Annotated in this window: 13 protein-coding genes; 8 read left to right on the plus strand and 5 right to left on the minus strand. The window is 60.0% G+C overall.

The features are described from left to right. The first annotated feature begins 172 nt into the window (after positions 1-172). The 6 genes from NZK35_RS21050 (at position 173) to NZK35_RS21075 (ending at position 7,412) form a co-directional block, all read left to right on the plus strand. Positions 173-2,206, plus strand: a complete 2,034-nt coding sequence (locus tag NZK35_RS21050) for a M28 family peptidase (RefSeq protein WP_259634497.1) — start codon at positions 173-175, stop codon at positions 2,204-2,206. A gap of 216 nt (positions 2,207-2,422) precedes the next feature. Then, positions 2,423-3,061, plus strand: a complete 639-nt coding sequence (locus tag NZK35_RS21055; RefSeq protein ID WP_236649346.1) for an OmpH family outer membrane protein — start codon at positions 2,423-2,425, stop codon at positions 3,059-3,061. Between the two features lie 142 nt (positions 3,062-3,203). Then, positions 3,204-4,106, plus strand: a complete 903-nt coding sequence (lpxC, locus tag NZK35_RS21060) for a UDP-3-O-acyl-N-acetylglucosamine deacetylase (RefSeq protein ID WP_259634498.1) — start codon at positions 3,204-3,206, stop codon at positions 4,104-4,106. Between the two features lie 155 nt (positions 4,107-4,261). After that, positions 4,262-5,074: an acyl-ACP--UDP-N-acetylglucosamine O-acyltransferase gene (lpxA, locus tag NZK35_RS21065; RefSeq protein ID WP_259634499.1), complete on the plus strand. Its 813-nt coding sequence runs from the start codon at positions 4,262-4,264 to the stop codon at positions 5,072-5,074. Beyond that, the gene (locus NZK35_RS21070) at positions 5,071-6,156 is read left to right on the plus strand and encodes a Gfo/Idh/MocA family oxidoreductase (protein WP_259634500.1); all 1,086 of its coding nucleotides are present in this window, start codon (positions 5,071-5,073) and stop codon (positions 6,154-6,156) included. The genes lpxA and NZK35_RS21070 overlap by 4 nt, the downstream gene beginning before the upstream one ends. A gap of 146 nt (positions 6,157-6,302) precedes the next feature. Further along, complete coding sequence (locus NZK35_RS21075) at positions 6,303-7,412, plus strand: aldo/keto reductase (protein WP_259634501.1); 1,110 nt, start codon at positions 6,303-6,305, stop codon at positions 7,410-7,412. A 72-nt stretch (positions 7,413-7,484) separates the two neighbouring features. Here the strand turns inward: NZK35_RS21075 and NZK35_RS21080 are convergent, their stop codons facing one another. The 4 genes from NZK35_RS21080 to NZK35_RS21095 form a co-directional block, all read right to left on the minus strand. Then, entirely contained in the window at positions 7,485-7,718 is a 234-nt protein-coding gene (locus tag NZK35_RS21080; protein WP_259634502.1) for a hypothetical protein, read from the minus strand. 86 nt (positions 7,719-7,804) lie between these two features. Next, positions 7,805-9,472, minus strand: coding sequence for a serine/threonine-protein kinase (locus NZK35_RS21085; protein ID WP_259634503.1), 1,668 nt, complete (start codon positions 9,470-9,472; stop codon positions 7,805-7,807). 53 nt (positions 9,473-9,525) lie between these two features. After that, entirely contained in the window at positions 9,526-10,449 is a 924-nt protein-coding gene (gene larE, locus NZK35_RS21090; RefSeq protein ID WP_259634504.1) for an ATP-dependent sacrificial sulfur transferase LarE, read from the minus strand. Further along, complete coding sequence (locus tag NZK35_RS21095) at positions 10,446-11,333, minus strand: class I SAM-dependent methyltransferase (RefSeq protein WP_259634505.1); 888 nt, start codon at positions 11,331-11,333, stop codon at positions 10,446-10,448. The genes larE and NZK35_RS21095 overlap by 4 nt, the downstream gene beginning before the upstream one ends. Positions 11,334-11,450: 117 nt before the next feature. Here NZK35_RS21095 and NZK35_RS21100 point away from each other — a divergent pair, with 117 nt between their 5' ends. Continuing rightward, a complete protein-coding gene (locus NZK35_RS21100; RefSeq protein WP_259634506.1) occupies positions 11,451-12,407 on the plus strand; it encodes a ThuA domain-containing protein in 957 nt (318 codons plus the stop codon). Positions 12,408-12,631: 224 nt separating this feature from the next. Here NZK35_RS21100 and NZK35_RS21105 read toward each other — a convergent pair whose 3' ends face one another. Beyond that, positions 12,632-14,344 (minus strand): NADPH-dependent assimilatory sulfite reductase hemoprotein subunit, encoded by a 1,713-nt coding sequence (locus tag NZK35_RS21105; protein WP_259634507.1) that lies wholly within the window; start codon positions 14,342-14,344, stop codon positions 12,632-12,634. Positions 14,345-14,517: 173 nt separating this feature from the next. Between NZK35_RS21105 and folD the strand changes: the two genes are divergently transcribed. Beyond that, positions 14,518-15,411 carry a bifunctional methylenetetrahydrofolate dehydrogenase/methenyltetrahydrofolate cyclohydrolase FolD gene (gene folD / locus NZK35_RS21110; RefSeq protein WP_259634509.1) on the plus strand — a complete coding sequence of 298 codons (894 nt, stop codon included), beginning with the start codon at positions 14,518-14,520 and terminating at the stop codon, positions 15,409-15,411. Positions 15,412-15,448: the final 37 nt, after the last annotated feature.

Below are 15,448 nucleotides of genomic sequence, written 5' to 3' on the forward strand. Positions count from 1 at the left end.
AGCGGTATTGGCCTTTAGGCATCCCCATTCGCTGCGGAGCAGCGAAGCGGGCGGCTGAAGCCTGCACACCAACCTCGATGCCCGTGCCATTGGTACCTGCCCCCGATTCCGTTCCGATAGTTGGCATATGATCACCCGAAAAAACTCGCAACTTAGTGGGGCGTCCCACATCATGACAGTCACCGCGCCCGTTGCGATGCTGTTGGCATTGGTGCAGATCGCACTGCTATCGATCGGTGCGGTCAATTGCGCGGCACAAGAATCCGGCGACGTCCGTTCGGCGACAGTGACCGAGACGCTTCGCCGGGACATTCAATTCTTGGCGTCGGAGGAACTTCGCGGGCGAAGTATCACCGATGAGACGATTGATATGGCGCGGGATTATCTGCGCGAGCGAATGGAATCCATCGGCTTGGAACTCGACTCCGCCGCCGGCGGTCCGTTCCAGCGTGTGGAAATCCCGGTCGGCAGCGAAGTCCGCAATGAGTCGGGCAATGTCTGCCGGATTCAGATCGCCGATCAGCCGGCCCTCGATGCCGGCCTGGGTGATGGGTTTGGGCCGCTGGGGATCGGGAGCGACAAGCATTCTGTTTCGGCCCCCGTCGTTTTTGCGGGCTACGGAATCACCTCCGAAACGCATGATTACGACGACTATCAAACAATCGATGCGCGCGGCTCGATCGTGATGTTGTTGCGGAAAGAACCTGGCGCCAGCGATCCGGACAGCCCGTTTGATGGGGGCAAAAACACGCGCCACGCCTACTTTGCCACCAAGGTGACCAACGCGATCGAGCACGGTGCGGTCGGCGTCCTGATCGTCAACGATCCCGACAGCACGCGTGAAGCGGTGCAAAAAGTTCAAAATCGGATCGACCAGGAACAGCGCCGCAAGGAAGGCCTTGTCGAGATGCTGTCCAATCTGCCGCAGCAAGCGGTGAAGAACCGCGCCGCGACGGCAGAAAAAATCGCCGGCACGGATCGAATGATCTCGGCGATGCAGGCCGAACTTGCGTCGGCCCGACGGGGCGTCTTGGGCATCGCGGACGCCGGCACGAAGTCCCAGCAGAGCGAAAAGATCCCTGTCGCATCGATCGCGCGTGATCTGGCTGATCGGATGTTGCGCGCCGGTTCCGACGCGTCGCTGGAAGCACTCGAATCGCAAATCAACCAGACCTTTCGCCCGGCCAGCCGAGCAATGGATTCGGTCGCGGTCTCTCTCTCGGTTGACCTGAAGCCGGCGATTGCGGTCAGCGACAACGTGATCGGCCGTCTGCCCGGCAAAGGTTTGCTAGCGAACCAGACCCTGGTGATCGGGGCGCATTATGACCATGTCGGCATGGGCGGATTCGCGTCGATGGCGCCGGGGACGATCGCGGTGCACAACGGGGCCGACGACAACGCCAGCGGGACGGCAACGATGCTGGCTTGCGGATCGGAATTGCAGCGTCGGCTCGAACGAGTGGACTCGCATCGCACGATCCTGTTCATCGGGTTTACCGGCGAGGAGCGTGGGCTATTGGGCAGCCAGCGTTATGTCGAAGCCCCGGTGCGACCGATCGAAAACACGACCACGATGATCAACTTGGACATGGTCGGCCGACTTCGCGACAATGAGTTGACGGTGTACGGAACGGGGTCGGCCAGGGAACTGGAACGCATCGTCGACACGGTCAATCGAGAATTCCGATTCAATCTGTTCAAGGTGGCCAGCGGGTATGGCCCCAGTGATCACCAGTCGTTTTACCGCGTCGGCGTTCCCGTGCTGTTTTTCTTTACGGGGCTGCACAACGATTATCATCGTCCTTCTGACGATTTCGACAAAATCGATTTTGGGAACCTAACCCGTGTAACCGATATGGTCAGTGGTGTGGCATTCCAACTGGCGGTGCTCCCCCAACGGCCTGTTTATGCCGAGACCGATCCGAAGGTTCAGATTCGTCGTCAAATGACAGCGTATTTGGGCATTCGAATTTCGGAGCAAGACGGCATGGTGAAAATCACCGAGGTGACCGATGGGGGTCCGGCATCGAAAGCGGGATTGCAGATCGACGACCAAATTCAGCGTCTCGGCCGGCAGGCGATTCGCACCACGGGTGACGTTTTGTCCTGGGTGCGGGCGCACGAACCGGGCGACAGCTTCGAAATCGAAGTCCGTCGAAATGCAAGCACCGTGAAGTTGCGTGGAAAGCTTGAAAAACGCTCCTAGAAATGGCGTGATCAATCTTTACGTGGCCCAGGGCGATTGCCACAATCGGAAAACAGTGAACAAAGGCCGGAGCGATTTCGGCACGTCAGCGAATGAGTGATGAGGTACAGGCAACGGATGTCTGCGTCGAGTCATTCCGAGCGAATCGATACCGTAACACGATTCGTTTCATCGTTGAGACAAAGGACTGCGACTCAATACGCAAGGAGAGCGAAAGTGCGAACCGTTCGCCATCAAGTCTGTGGAATTGCCATCGGATTGGCAACTGTGTTGGCCCCGTGTCTGATGACCGGTACTGCGTCTGCACAGGATTCGGCTCCTCACCGCGTTGCGGTCGTGGACGTCGCGTACATCTTTAAAAATCACCCGGGCATCAAAGTCCAGGTGGCGAACGTCGAAGGCGATCTGAAGGCCTACGATGCAGAGCTGAAACAAAAGCGTGAACAGCTGCAAAACACCGCTGCAAAGCTGAAGACGTTGTCGCCGGGTTCGCCCGAGTACGCTCAATTGGAAGAGCAACTTGCGAGCATGGATTCGAAGCTTCGTCTGGACATGGCTCGCAAACGCAAAGAGCTGGCCGATGCAGAAGCCAAGATTTACTATGACAACTACCAACAGATCGCCGCCGGCGTGAAGTTTCTGGCCAATCATTACAAGATCAACTTGGTGCTTCGTTACAACAGCGAAGAAATGAATCAGGCTCAAGGCGAATCGGTCATCCGTGGCGTGATGAAAAACATCGTTTATCACGATGCCGCCTTGGACATGACCCCGGGCGTCATGCAGTACCTGGACAAGGTGATCAAGGCAGATCCGGCGATCGCTGGCCGCAACGGCACCTCGCAACGCCAGTAGGCGGCGGGTCACGCCGCAAGGCAATGAGCCACGTCAGGGGCAATGGCGTTGGCTCGGCTATGACACGAAACGGCGGACAGCGATGTCCGTCGTTTTTATTTTCCTGTTTTAAAAATGGCTTGGTTCGGCAGGGAGGCACGCCGTGAAGTTATCACGCAACCAGCATTCGATCGCGTCGTCTTGCCGGCTGAGTGGTCGAGGTTATTGGACGGCCAAGGAAGTCGAAGTCGCCATCCACCCGGCCCCGGTGAACACGGGCGTCCTCCTCGTCCGCACTGATTTGCCCGGCCATCCGTCCTGCCCGGCCCATGTCAGCCAGCGGACCGACGCCCAGCTAAGAACAAACGTTGCCCAGGGCGACGCCAAGTTCGAAATGATCGAACACTTGATGGCGGCACTCTACGCGATGGAAATCGACAATTGCATCGTCGAAATCAACGGCTGCGAACTGCCGGGTCTCGACGGCAGCAGCAAACCGTTTATCGACGCGTTGGCGACCGCCGGATTGGTCATTCAAGCCGGTGAGCGACGCCGCTTGGTGATCGACCAAGTGATCACGCTGCGTGAGGGTTCCTCTTGGATCTCCGCGGCACCGGTTCCGACCGGCGTCAGTCATTTCGGATACCAGTTGGTCTTCGACCAGGAAGGCGAGATCCCCAACCAATGTTACGGCTTTGCCTGCACCCCGACGCGTTTCAGCCGTGATGTTGCACCGGCACGAACGTTCGTGACCGAGAGCCAAGCCAAGGCGCTGCACGCCCGGGGCGTCGCCCAACATGTTTCCTACGAAGACTTGTTGGTCTTCGGCGATGACGGCCCGATCGACAACACCACCCGCTTCAAGAATGAATGCGCCCGCCACAAGGCCTTGGACCTGGTCGGCGATCTGGCCCTGGTCGGAATCGAATTGGTCGGCAAGTTCATCTCCTATCGCGGCGGCCATCGATTGAACGGCCGAATGGCCCAAGCGTTACACGATCTGGCTGTGCAATCACAGTCCCGGAGCCAAGTCGGTTGCTTCAGTGAGCGACGCCATGCAGCCTGAAACGCGGTGCGAAAAACTTTCCTTCGGTGGACGAAAAAACAGCCTGATTCCTCTCGATCCACAAGACCGCAATTCGCTACGTTCCCAATGATCCGCGATTTGATTGCTTTTTTCAGATCGCAACTTCCATTATCAATTATCCACATTGGTTTGCCATGAGTGTTGTCATCGCTCAAACAGCCGTCGTTGATCCGCGAGCTCAGCTAGGTAACGGCGTTCGAATCGGCCATTTTTCTGTGATCGGGCCGCATGCGAAAATCGGTGACGGCACGCTCATCGAAGAACACGTCGTCATCACCGGGCACTCGTCGATCGGCGAAGACAACCACATCTTCCAAGGCACCGTGATCGGGGCCCATCCCCAAGACACCAGCTACAAAGACTCGCCGACAAAAGTCGTGATCGGTGACAACAACGTTTTCCGCGAACACTGCACCGTCAACCGTGCGACGGAAAAGGAAGACGGCGTGACCGAGATCGGCCACGACAATTATTTCATGGCCGGCACCCACGTTGCCCACGACTGCAAAGTCGGTGACCGGATCGTAATCGCCAACAACGGCATGTTGGGCGGGCACGTACGAGTCGGAAACGATGTCACCATCGCGGGTGGCGTCGGCGTGTCTCACTTCGCCAGTGTCGGACAACTGAGCTTCGTCAGCGCGATGAGCCGCGTGCTGCACGACGTCCCACCCTACACGATCGTCGACGGCCAGCCGACCAAACCGCGAGCAGTCAACACGATCGGCTTGAAACGACACGGTTACACCGCCGAGGACATCGCGGTGCTGACCCAAGCCTTCAAGTTGTTGTATCGGGCCCGCGTCGGCGTCGACAAGGCTCGTGAGATCGTTTATTCGCAAGGCCCGATCCGGCCCGTCATCAAACACCTTTTTGATTGTGTCGATCGTTCGTGCAACGGACGCCATGGCCGCGGTCAAGACCAACGGAGCAAGAAAGCAGCATGACACGTTTGCGCGTAGCCGTCATCGGGGCCGGCCATCTGGGACGAATTCATTCCAAGCTTCTCGGCAGCGTCGACGGTGCCCGTCTGGTCGCGATCAGCGATCCGATCGAGGCGGCCAGGAACAATGCGGCAACGCTCTTTGACGTGCCGACCTTTGCCGACTACCGCGACTGCATCGAACAAATCGATGCCGCCATCATCGCGGCGCCCACCGATGCGCACGCCGAGATCGCAACGAATCTGCTGAAGGCCGGCAAGCACCTGCTGGTCGAAAAGCCGCTAGCGACCACCGCCGCTGACGCCGACAAATTGGCGATGCTCGCCGCGTCGCGACGGCTGACCCTGCAAGTCGGCCATGTGGAACGATTCAATCCGGCGTTCACCGCGCTGGGAGATATCGGTGTCGATGTGAAATACGTCGAAGCCGTCCGCGCCTCACGCTTTCCCGGTCGCTGCCTGGACGTCGGCGTCGTGATGGATCTGATGATCCATGACATCGATCTGGTTTGCTCGATGACCGATGCAGCCATCGCCGATGTGTCCGCCAGCGGGATCGCCGTCGTCAGCGATCACGAAGACCTGGCCGAAGCACGCCTTGAATTCGCTTGCGGTCTGGTCGCGAACTTGAAAGCGTCGCGAGTCAGCCCCGCACCGGCGCGTCAGATGCAAGTCTACGGTTGCGGTGGATTCGCCGAAATCGATTTCTCCGGCCCGGCCCTGCACGCCGTGCGGCCGAGTGAGTCGCTGGTCGATCGCAATTTTGACCTGGACGAAGCCACCGACAATCCGCTCGGCTATGCCGATACCTTGTTCACCGACCACCTGCAGTTGGAAACCAAGCAGCTTGAATCGCGGAATGCGATTCTGGACGAACTGCACGACTTCGTGATCAGCATCCAGTCGGGGATCTCGCCGACGGTCAGCGGGCTGGCCGGTGCCCGAGCCGTCACGATCGCCGAAAAGATTCTCGACGCGATCGCCCGACGGGCCTGGTACGCCGCAGCCGCCCCGTCAGAAATCGGCCCCCTGGCAACCGTCCGCCGACGCATCGAAGCCCCCAACCGCTTCCGAAAAGCGGCGTAAGCACAAACGCGGCGTAAGCTTCCAGCTTGCGGCCCACAAGCTTAAGGAAATCTGGCCATCGCAAGGAATGCAAAATCGGGTGACCGTCAGAGCGTGCCCGTAAGGCACGTCGAAAGCAAGGAAAGGCGGACGAGAAGAAATCTCACATGCAAGCCGCCCGGAACTGGCTGCTTGATGAGAGGAAGTTCACTGAAATTTCGCTGGATGGCAACACCGGTTGGCAATGCTGTGGTTCAGTTTGCCTGCCGTTGCTTTGTGTCTGGTCCACCACACCGCAGTTGACCGAAGCATTTGTCGACGCGCGATCCAAAGCAGGAAAACTGCTTGTGCCTGTCACCATCATGCTGACTTCGAAACTTGTCTTGGGTCTGTGGCCGATCGCCGGCATCACGACGATCGGCGTCACACGCGAAGACGCCAAGTCGACGCTGTTGGCAGCGATCGACGTCGGCATCACCACCTTTGACACCGCGTACAGCTACGGCTACGACGGAGAGAGCGATCGATTGCTCGGCGACTGCGTTCGCGGCCGGCGTGATCGATTCACCATCATGGGCAAAGTCGGCCAGCGTTGGAACGAGCAACGCGAACGCATCGTGGACGGGTCTCCAAAGCAGTTGACGCTGGACGCCGAAGCATCGTTGCGGCGGATGGGGATCGATTCGATCGACACCCTGTTTTTGCATCAGCCCGATCCGCACGTTGCCTTGGAGGCATCAGCGGAGGCGATGGCACGGTTGCAAGCACGCGGGATCTGCAAACGCGTCGGGATCTGCAACGCGTCTGCCGAACAAGTCGAACAGTTTGCCGCAGCGGTCCCCGCCGACGCGATCCAATGTCCGTTGAATCTGGTTCAGCGGGAGAGCCTTGTCGACTTGATTCAGCCGGCTCAATCAGCCGGTCGGGACGTCTACGTTTACTGGACGTTGATGAAAGGCTTGTTGGCCGGAAAGATCACCCGCGACCACGTGTTTGAGAAAGGAGACAGCCGGCCGGGCTATGCGATCTTTCAAGGCGAGACGCGTCGTCGGATTCATGACGCGGTCGACCGTTTGAACGTGCTAGGCCGGGAAATCGACCAGAGTGTCGCACAGCTGGCCGTCGGCTGGGCGATCTCCCAGCCGGGCGTGACCGCGTCGCTGGTCGGGGCACGCCGTGAAGAACAGATTCGGGAGCTGGCGGGGACGCGTGTCCTGACGCCCGAGACGCTCGCGGCGGTGGAGCGGATCGTCGTCGAGTGTCAATGTCTAGCGTAGGGCATGCTGTGCATGCCGGTTACCTGGCCGGTCTGCCAACGGTCATGCACAGCATGACCTACATTCTCGCTCTCACTTCAGCTCTTCGAAGGCGTCATCTTCGATCGCTTCGACGTCGTCGCCGCCGAAGTCATCTTCGAGCACTTCGTGGTCATCGCCACTGCCTTCGGCTGCCGCATCTTCATCCAATTCCACGTCGCCATTGTCTGTCTTTGCAACCCGCCCGCCGGACGACATTTTTGCAGCGACCGGAACGGCGACGATCACGGCCAGCATCAGGACGGCCCAAGGAATAAAGTACAGCATGTCTGGAATGAAAAAACGGTGTGTAACGAGGGTTCCCCAAAACGCGAGGCGTTCTAGTTTAGCTCGATCAAACCGCGGGTGAAATTTTATTCGGTCGCGTCGGGTTCGATTCCCAATTCCAGCCGCTCGCGTCCGGAAAACACCGCCTCGAACAGGTTAATCGCCGCCGCATTGGACGATTTGATGTCTGAATAGGCGGCTTTGAGTTGTCGTTTCGCTTCGTCGACGCGCAATTTGTCCCCCGTCTGCTTGGCCGCCTGGACCCGTCGGGCCAACGCGATCAGGCGATATTTCCGATCGGTGGTGGGATTGTTCAGCAATTCGACCAGCGTGGCTTCGGCCTCGGCGATTCGATCTTGCTGCAGATACAATCTGGCCAGCTGTAACTTCGCCTTGCTGACATACGCCTGCATCACGGCGCTGTCGCCGGGGGGGAAATAGGTTTCAATCGCTTTCCAGCCCTGGACGTCATCTCGCTCGGCGGCTTCCAAATACTGCTCTTCGATCGACCCCCGCTGGGGGACTCGGTCGGGGCGCAACAGGTCCGCCACGGCGGGGCGTTTGACTTGCGATGCCGTGGCGATCCCCAGGCCGACGGCCAGGATCGGAACCAGGCTCAGTGCGATCATCCGTTTTCGACGTCGAGCACGGTTTCGTTTTTCGTCATCGGCGACCCGCTGCAATCGTGCCGTCGCGGTCGCGGCGCCGGCCAAGCGACGCGTGTTGCTGCGTTGGGTCGCATCGTCACCGGTCAGCGCGTCGAGCAACTCGCCGGGGGATTGAAAGCGTTCGGCCGGGTCTTTCCGCAGCAACTTGGCGATGATCGCGATCAACCATTCCGGGACATCTTTGTCACCTCGAACGCGATCGAGCGGTTTGGGCGTTTCGTTGACATGGGCAAACGCCAGAGCAAGCGGGTCATCGGCTTCAAACGGAGGACGTCCGGACAACAGGTGGTACATCGTCACGCCCAACGAATACAAATCGCTGCGCGGATCCACCGGCCGACCTTGCACCTGTTCCGGGCTCATGTAACGTGGCGTCCCCAGGGTCAGTCCCGCCTGGGTCAAATCGGCTCGACTGCCGTCCACGTCGTCGCCCAATCGGGCCAGTCCGAAGTCGGCAACTTTAACCGACCCCGCCTTGGACCACATGATGTTCTCGGGTTTGATGTCACGGTGCGTGATGCCCTCGATTGCCGCCGCGTCGAGTGCCGACGCGACCCCGTAGAGGATCTCGATTGCCTGTTCGGGATCGACGGTCCCGTTTCGTTCCAGGTATTCACGAAGGTTCTGCCCCGAGATCAACTCTTGGGCGATGTAATGACGCGAGGCGTCTTCGCCGACTTCGTAGATTTGGACGATGTTGGAATGATTCAGCTTGGCTGCCGCCTTGGCTTCACGCCGGAATCGCGTGATGTAGTCGCGATCGCGGGCCAAGTCGGGGCGTAAGACCTTGATTGCGACATCGCGTTCAAGCGCCATGTCTCGGGCGGCGTAGACGTCGGCCATGCCGCCGCGGCCGAGACGGCTGAGAATCAGATAGCCTGCCAGTCGCGACCCGACCAAGCTTGCCGTCGACAGTGGGAGCGGCATGGCTCCGGTGACGCTCGCTTTGTCTCCCGCTCTCGAATCGCCGACCGAGTCAGCCGTCGTCGGGGCGGCCGGCTGCTGCCCTGCCGCGTCGGTGGTTTCCATCGCATCGCCTTCGCGGGAGTCTTCGTCAGACGATCCATCAGCTGCGGTCTTGTTCATGAAGTCTCTCGAAAACGTTGTGTGGGGCTCGCGTGGATTGCCCCAGGCGGGAGTCACTTGCCGGGACCGATGGGTTGGCCGAGCGAGACGAGTTGGCGGTTCATGCTGCCGCTGGAAAAACCTTGCAAGTCCAGGGTGATGTAACGAAAACCGATTTCGCTCAATTGCTCCGACAGCCGAGTACGGATGGGGTCGGCGGTCAGTTTGACAATTTGGTCCGCAGGGACTTCGATCCGCGCCAGGTCACCTTCGTGGTACCGGACGCGAACGTCGTCTAATCCCAGATCACGCAATAAGTCTTCCGCTTTTTCCACCCGCCGCAATCGCTCGACCGTCACCGGCACCCCATAGGCGATCCGGCTGGCCAGACAGGGCGAAGCGGGCAGGGTTGCATTGGGCAAACCGAATCGGTCCGCGATCTCGCGAACGCCGGACTTGTCGATGTTCAATTCCGCCAGCGGTTTCAAGACGCCGGCCTGGTCACCGGCGGCGATGCCCGGACGATAATCGCCCAAATCGTCGGCGTTGGTTCCCGAAACGATCGTCGCGTCGCGAAGCATCGGACTCTGGCATAACTGGTGAAGCGTTTGATACAGCGTGCTCTTGCAGTGAAAGCAACGCGAGCCATCATTGACTTGGTACGCGGGCAATTCGACTTCGTGTGTTTCCATGAAACGATGCGTTGCCCCCAGGTGCCTCGCGACCGATTGGGCCAGTTCGAGTTGCCAGGTCGCGACACTGGGCGAAACCGCCGTGACGGCGGTGACCGCGGGGGCGGTGCTGCGGAGCGCCGCGGCCAACACCACGCTGCTGTCGACCCCGCCGGAGAACGCGACGGCGATCTCACCGCGGCCGTCGAACCAACCGATCAGCTCGGCCTGCAGCTGCACCACCGAGCGGGCGGGCGCTGTGGGGACAGTCGAGCGGTCGGTGGGCGAGCGGTCAGTGGGCAGTGGTGAGGAAGAATCAGTCGTCATGCATCAGGCGAATGGAAAGTGACCCGAACAAAAAAGCCGGCATCGAGTTTTCGGCCTTCCGAATCGTCCAGCGTTAAACGTCCGCTGTCGACGATCGAATCAAACCGACGGGGCGAAAACGAGAACATTTTCGGCATCTTGGATGCTAAATAGTCTACCACGTCTCCGCCGGCGACTTGCGGAGAATGCCCCGTGATGAGCAGACGAAAGCCGCCCGGTGACAACAGGGACAAGCAATCGTGCAACAGCGGCCAGAGGTCGCGCTGGAGTCTCCAGGCTTTGCCTGATGGCCCATGCCCATACGCCGGGGGATCCAACACGATCGTCTGGTACCGGTTGCCGCGGCGGACTTCGCGAGCGACGAATTTGGCCGCGTCGTCGACCAGGTATCGAATCGGGTGATCCGCCAGTCCGTTCAGCTGCGCCGCTGCTCGAGCGGCCGAGACGTTGGGTTTGGCGGCATCGACGTGTGCGACTTTCATCCCCGACGCGGCCATCACGATCGAGCTCGCGCCGGTGTAGGCGAACAGGTTCATCCCGCTGGCGTCTCCTCCGGTTCGGGCAGTCGTCTGACGCAACCACCGCCAGTTGGCCGCCTGTTCGGGAAAAATACCGACGTGGCCGAAGGGCGTGGGGGCGATCGGCATTTGAAATCCGTCGCAGTCGACCCGCTGGTCCGCCGGCCAAGGCGTCCGGTGTTCCCAGTCGCGGGAATCGACATGGAAGACAGAATCGGCGCCCCCCCACAGATCCGGGTGGTGTTTTCGATGGCCTTCGGCTGCCGGCGAGGGGCGGTCCAGGATCCGGCCGCCGAATGATTCCAATTTGCGTCCGTGGCCGAAATCAAGCAGCCGATAGCCGGGGCCGTTCGATCGTTCGTTCACCGTGTTGCTCATTTTCTCAAGCCTGTACTTTTGCCGAACGCCTGTAAAGGAGACTACAATGGCCATTCCCACGCGTTCCCTCCCCCCTGCTGAACACGCACGCCTCCAGGTCCCTCCATGCCCAGCCTCTCTCGATCGCGGTTCCCGTTGATTCTGTTCGCCGCCCTCGCACTCTTGTCCGCCCCATCACTCGTCGCCCAGCAGCCCGATGAGTGGGAGCAGAAAAAGGCCGAGCGGTTTAAACCGTTGTCGGAGAACGAGAAGCACCAGATTGCCGCGGCCGTTCCCACCGAGTTGGCGGCCAAGCCGTTGTCCAAGCGACGTGTCCTCGTGTTTTATCGCTGCGAAGGATTCATTCACACGTCGATTCCGCATGGCAACGAATGCGTGCGGATGATGGCGGAAAAATCCAAGGCCTTTGAAGTCGATTTCGCCGACACGTATGACGTTTTCCGGGCGGAGAATCTGGCGCGCTATGACGCGATCCTGTTGAACAATACGACCCACATGCAATTCCCCGAACCGGCGATGCGGGATGCCTTCATGGACTTCATCATCGGCGGCAAAGGGTTGGTCGGTTTCCACGCCGCCAGCGACAACTTCAATCGGCATCCCGAGTGCCTGGCGATCGTCGGCGGCACGTTCGCCGGCCACCCCTGGGGTGCCGGCGGCAAGTGGGCGTTCAAGCTGGACGACCCCAGCCATGTCCTCAACGCCGCGTTCGACGGTTCGGGATTCTGGCACACCGACGAGATCTACCAATACAACCCCAAGTCCTACGTCGGCACGGGGGTACTGCGCCTGTTGGTCAGCTTGGACATGAGCAAGGAAGCCGTCTCGAGTCGCATCAACGATGGGCCGCGTGAGGTTCCTGTTTCCTGGGTCCGTTCCGCCGGTGACGGACGCGTGTTCTACACCAACTTCGGACACCGCGAGGACACGTTTGCCAATCCGGTGATCGTCAAGCACATGCTCGACGGTATTCAATACGCGCTCGGTGATTTAGCGGCCGATGCAACGCCCACGGACAAGATAGAGAACCTCCAACCCGCATGGGCTCCCGCTGTGAGATAGGGGGCCGACCAAACGCGAGGGCTCCGTCAACTTTTAGATCGAGGCCGCCGCGGAAAAGGGGGCAGGTCCCAAAAATGCGACGCCATAGGCACCAAGTGAAGCGATCCGTTCATCAACGAAGTTGTCGTCACCCTCCCGCACACGGGAGGGTGACTTTTTAACTTGGTACCAGACCCCTTTTCCGCTCGACAAACGCACCCCTCCATTCGAATCTGGACAGAGGCTTAAGGCGTCGGTGCGGCGGCGGCCATCACGGCCAGGTCTTCTTGTCCGACCCGGGCACAGAAATCGCCCAGCGACTCGCCTTCGTCTCGATTGGCTTTGTACGCCGACGCGATCGCGACGATCTCACCGACGATCTGGTCCGACGGGACCAGGTCCTTGTACAGATACGCCAATCGGTTTCCCAGCCATCCGCCGCCGGCAAACAGGGTGTACTTGTCTTTGGCTTTGCCGACCAACGCCAAGTCCGCGTTGTAGGGGCGGGCGCATCCGTTGGGGCAGCCGGTCACGCGAATCGTGAAACGTTCCTTGTCCAAACCGAGTTTGGCCAAGGGTTGTTCCAGGTCGTCGATCAGACTGGGCAAACGGCGTTCGCTTTCGGTGATCGCCAAACCACAGGTCGGCAATGCGACGCAGGCCATCGACCAGCGGCGGACGGTGCTGGTTTCTTCGGTCGTGCGAACGTTGTGTCGCTTGATGATTTCGATCAGTTTGTCTTTGTCGGCCGGATCGATGTCCGTCACGATGATGCTCTGGTGGCCGGTCATCCGCAGTTCCGTGCCGAAAGTTCGACAGACCTCACGCATCATCGCTTTGAGCTGACGGTGATCGTTGTCGTACAGACGGCCGTTTTCGATGTTCAGGCCGTAGGACCATTTCCCGTCGCCCTGGTCTTGCCAGCCCATGTGGTCATCGAAGCCGGTCACATCATCGGGCTCGCAATCGGCCAGCGGCTGGCCGAATTGCTCTTCGACGGCGCGGCGGAATTTTTCAACACCCCACTCGTCGACCAGGTACTTCATCCGTGCGACCTTGCGGTCGGCGCGGTTGCCGTGGTCGCGTTGGACCTTGATCACCGCCTTGCTGACTTCGACCGCTTGTTCGGGCGTGCAAAACGCCATCCGTTTGGCCAGCGCGGGATAGGTTTTCTTGAGCGCCGGCGTGACGCCCATGCCGCCGCCGACCAAGACGTTGTAGCCGACGATCTCTCCGTCGCGGACGACGGCCAGGAATCCCAGGTCTTGCGTGTAGATGTCGATACAGTTGTCTTCCGGCAACGCGATCCCGACCTTGAACTTTCGCGGCAGATAGGTCGGTCCGTAGAGGGGTTCGACGACCGGCCCGCCGCCTTCGAGTGTTTTTTCACCGGTCTCCGGATCGGTCAGCCACAATTCGTGATAGGCCGGTGTTTGCGGCGCCAGCGCGGTGACCAGTTCATCGGTCAGCTGGACCATCGCCTGGTGCACCCCGTCGGCACGCTTGGCGGGGCAGCACATGACGTTGCGATTGACATCGCCGCAGGCCGCCAACGTCGACAATTGAATTTCGTTGATGCGATGGATCGTCGCACGCAGGTCCTTCTTGAGCACGCCGTGCAATTGCAGCGTTTGCCGGGTGGTGATCTTCATCGTCGAATCACCTAGCTCGTCGCAAAGATCCAATTGGGCGAGCATCTGTTTGCTGGTGATTCGGCCACCGGGAATCCGGCATCGGACCATCATCGCGTACGCTTTTCCGCCGCCGGCTTTCTTCAATTCCACCCGCTTGTCGCGATCGTCTTGCTGGTAGGTACCGTGAAATTTCAACAATTGGATGTCGGACTTGCCAAAATGATCGCTGTCGGCGCCCATCTCGCTGTCGATGGTGCCCTTGAGATACTGGCTTTCCTGTTTGATTTTTTCGACCGGGCTAAGCTTCGGCGCTTCGGTAGACATCGAGTCAAAAATCCTGTGTGATATCGTTTCGCGGGTCGGGGACCTGGCGTGAGAAGAACTGTGAATCTACGCGAACTATAACGCTCAATCGCGATTCCCACTATGGTAAACCGATCGGCCGATCGCAGGCTGACAGCCAGGGGTGCGACGAGCTGACGCAACACGAGGCGAACATGACGGCAGTGATTTTGGATGGAAAACAGGTTGCGGCAGAAATCCGCGCAGACCTCGCCAAGGAAGTCGCGGATTTTGTTGCCGGCGGTGCTCCGCCACCCTGTCTGACCGCCGTGCTGGTGGGCGAGGACCCCGCCAGTCAGGTCTACGTGAGAAACAAGGCTCGGGCCTGCGAAAAAGCTGGCATCGACGGCCGCACCCATCGCTTGCCCGCCGACGCCGGACAAGACGAACTGATGGCGCTGATCGCCGAACTCAACACCGACACCAACGTCAACGGCATTTTGGTTCAGCTCCCGCTGCCGACGGGCTCCGGCGTGGATTATGACGAGCGAGAAATCCTTGACGCCATCGATCCGTTCAAGGATGTCGACGCCTTTTCGCCCGTCAATGTCGGCCTGTTGATGCAGGGCCGGCCGCGATTCCTGCCCTGTACCCCGCACGGAATCGTTCAGCTGCTCGGGCGATCCGGCCTGTCGGTCGCTGGAAAAAAGGTCTGTGTCGTCGGACGCAGCGACATCGTCGGCAAACCGATGGCCATGATGTTGGCCCAGAAAACCGGTTCGTGCGGCCCCGAGGTCGCCAATGCCACCGTGACGATCGCCCACAGTCGGACCGCGAATCTGGCCGACGTTTGCCGCGATGCGGATTGCTTGATCGCCGCGATCGGCCGCCCCGAAATGATCACCGGTGACATGATCAAACCCGGCGCGATCGTGATCGATGTCGGGATCAACCGCGTCGGCGACAAACTGGTCGGCGATGTGGCGTTCGACCAAGCCAAACACATCGCCTCGGCGATCACACCCGTTCCCGGCGGAGTGGGCCCGCTGACGATCGCCATGCTGCTGCACAACACCCTGGCCGCGGCGAAACTGCAAAGCGGCCGCTAACTTGGAATGTTGTCGCGGCGCGCTGGTGTGCAGGCTT

This window comes from Stieleria sedimenti, assembly GCF_025060895.1.
GTDB classification, from domain to species: domain Bacteria; phylum Planctomycetota; class Planctomycetia; order Pirellulales; family Pirellulaceae; genus Stieleria; species Stieleria sedimenti.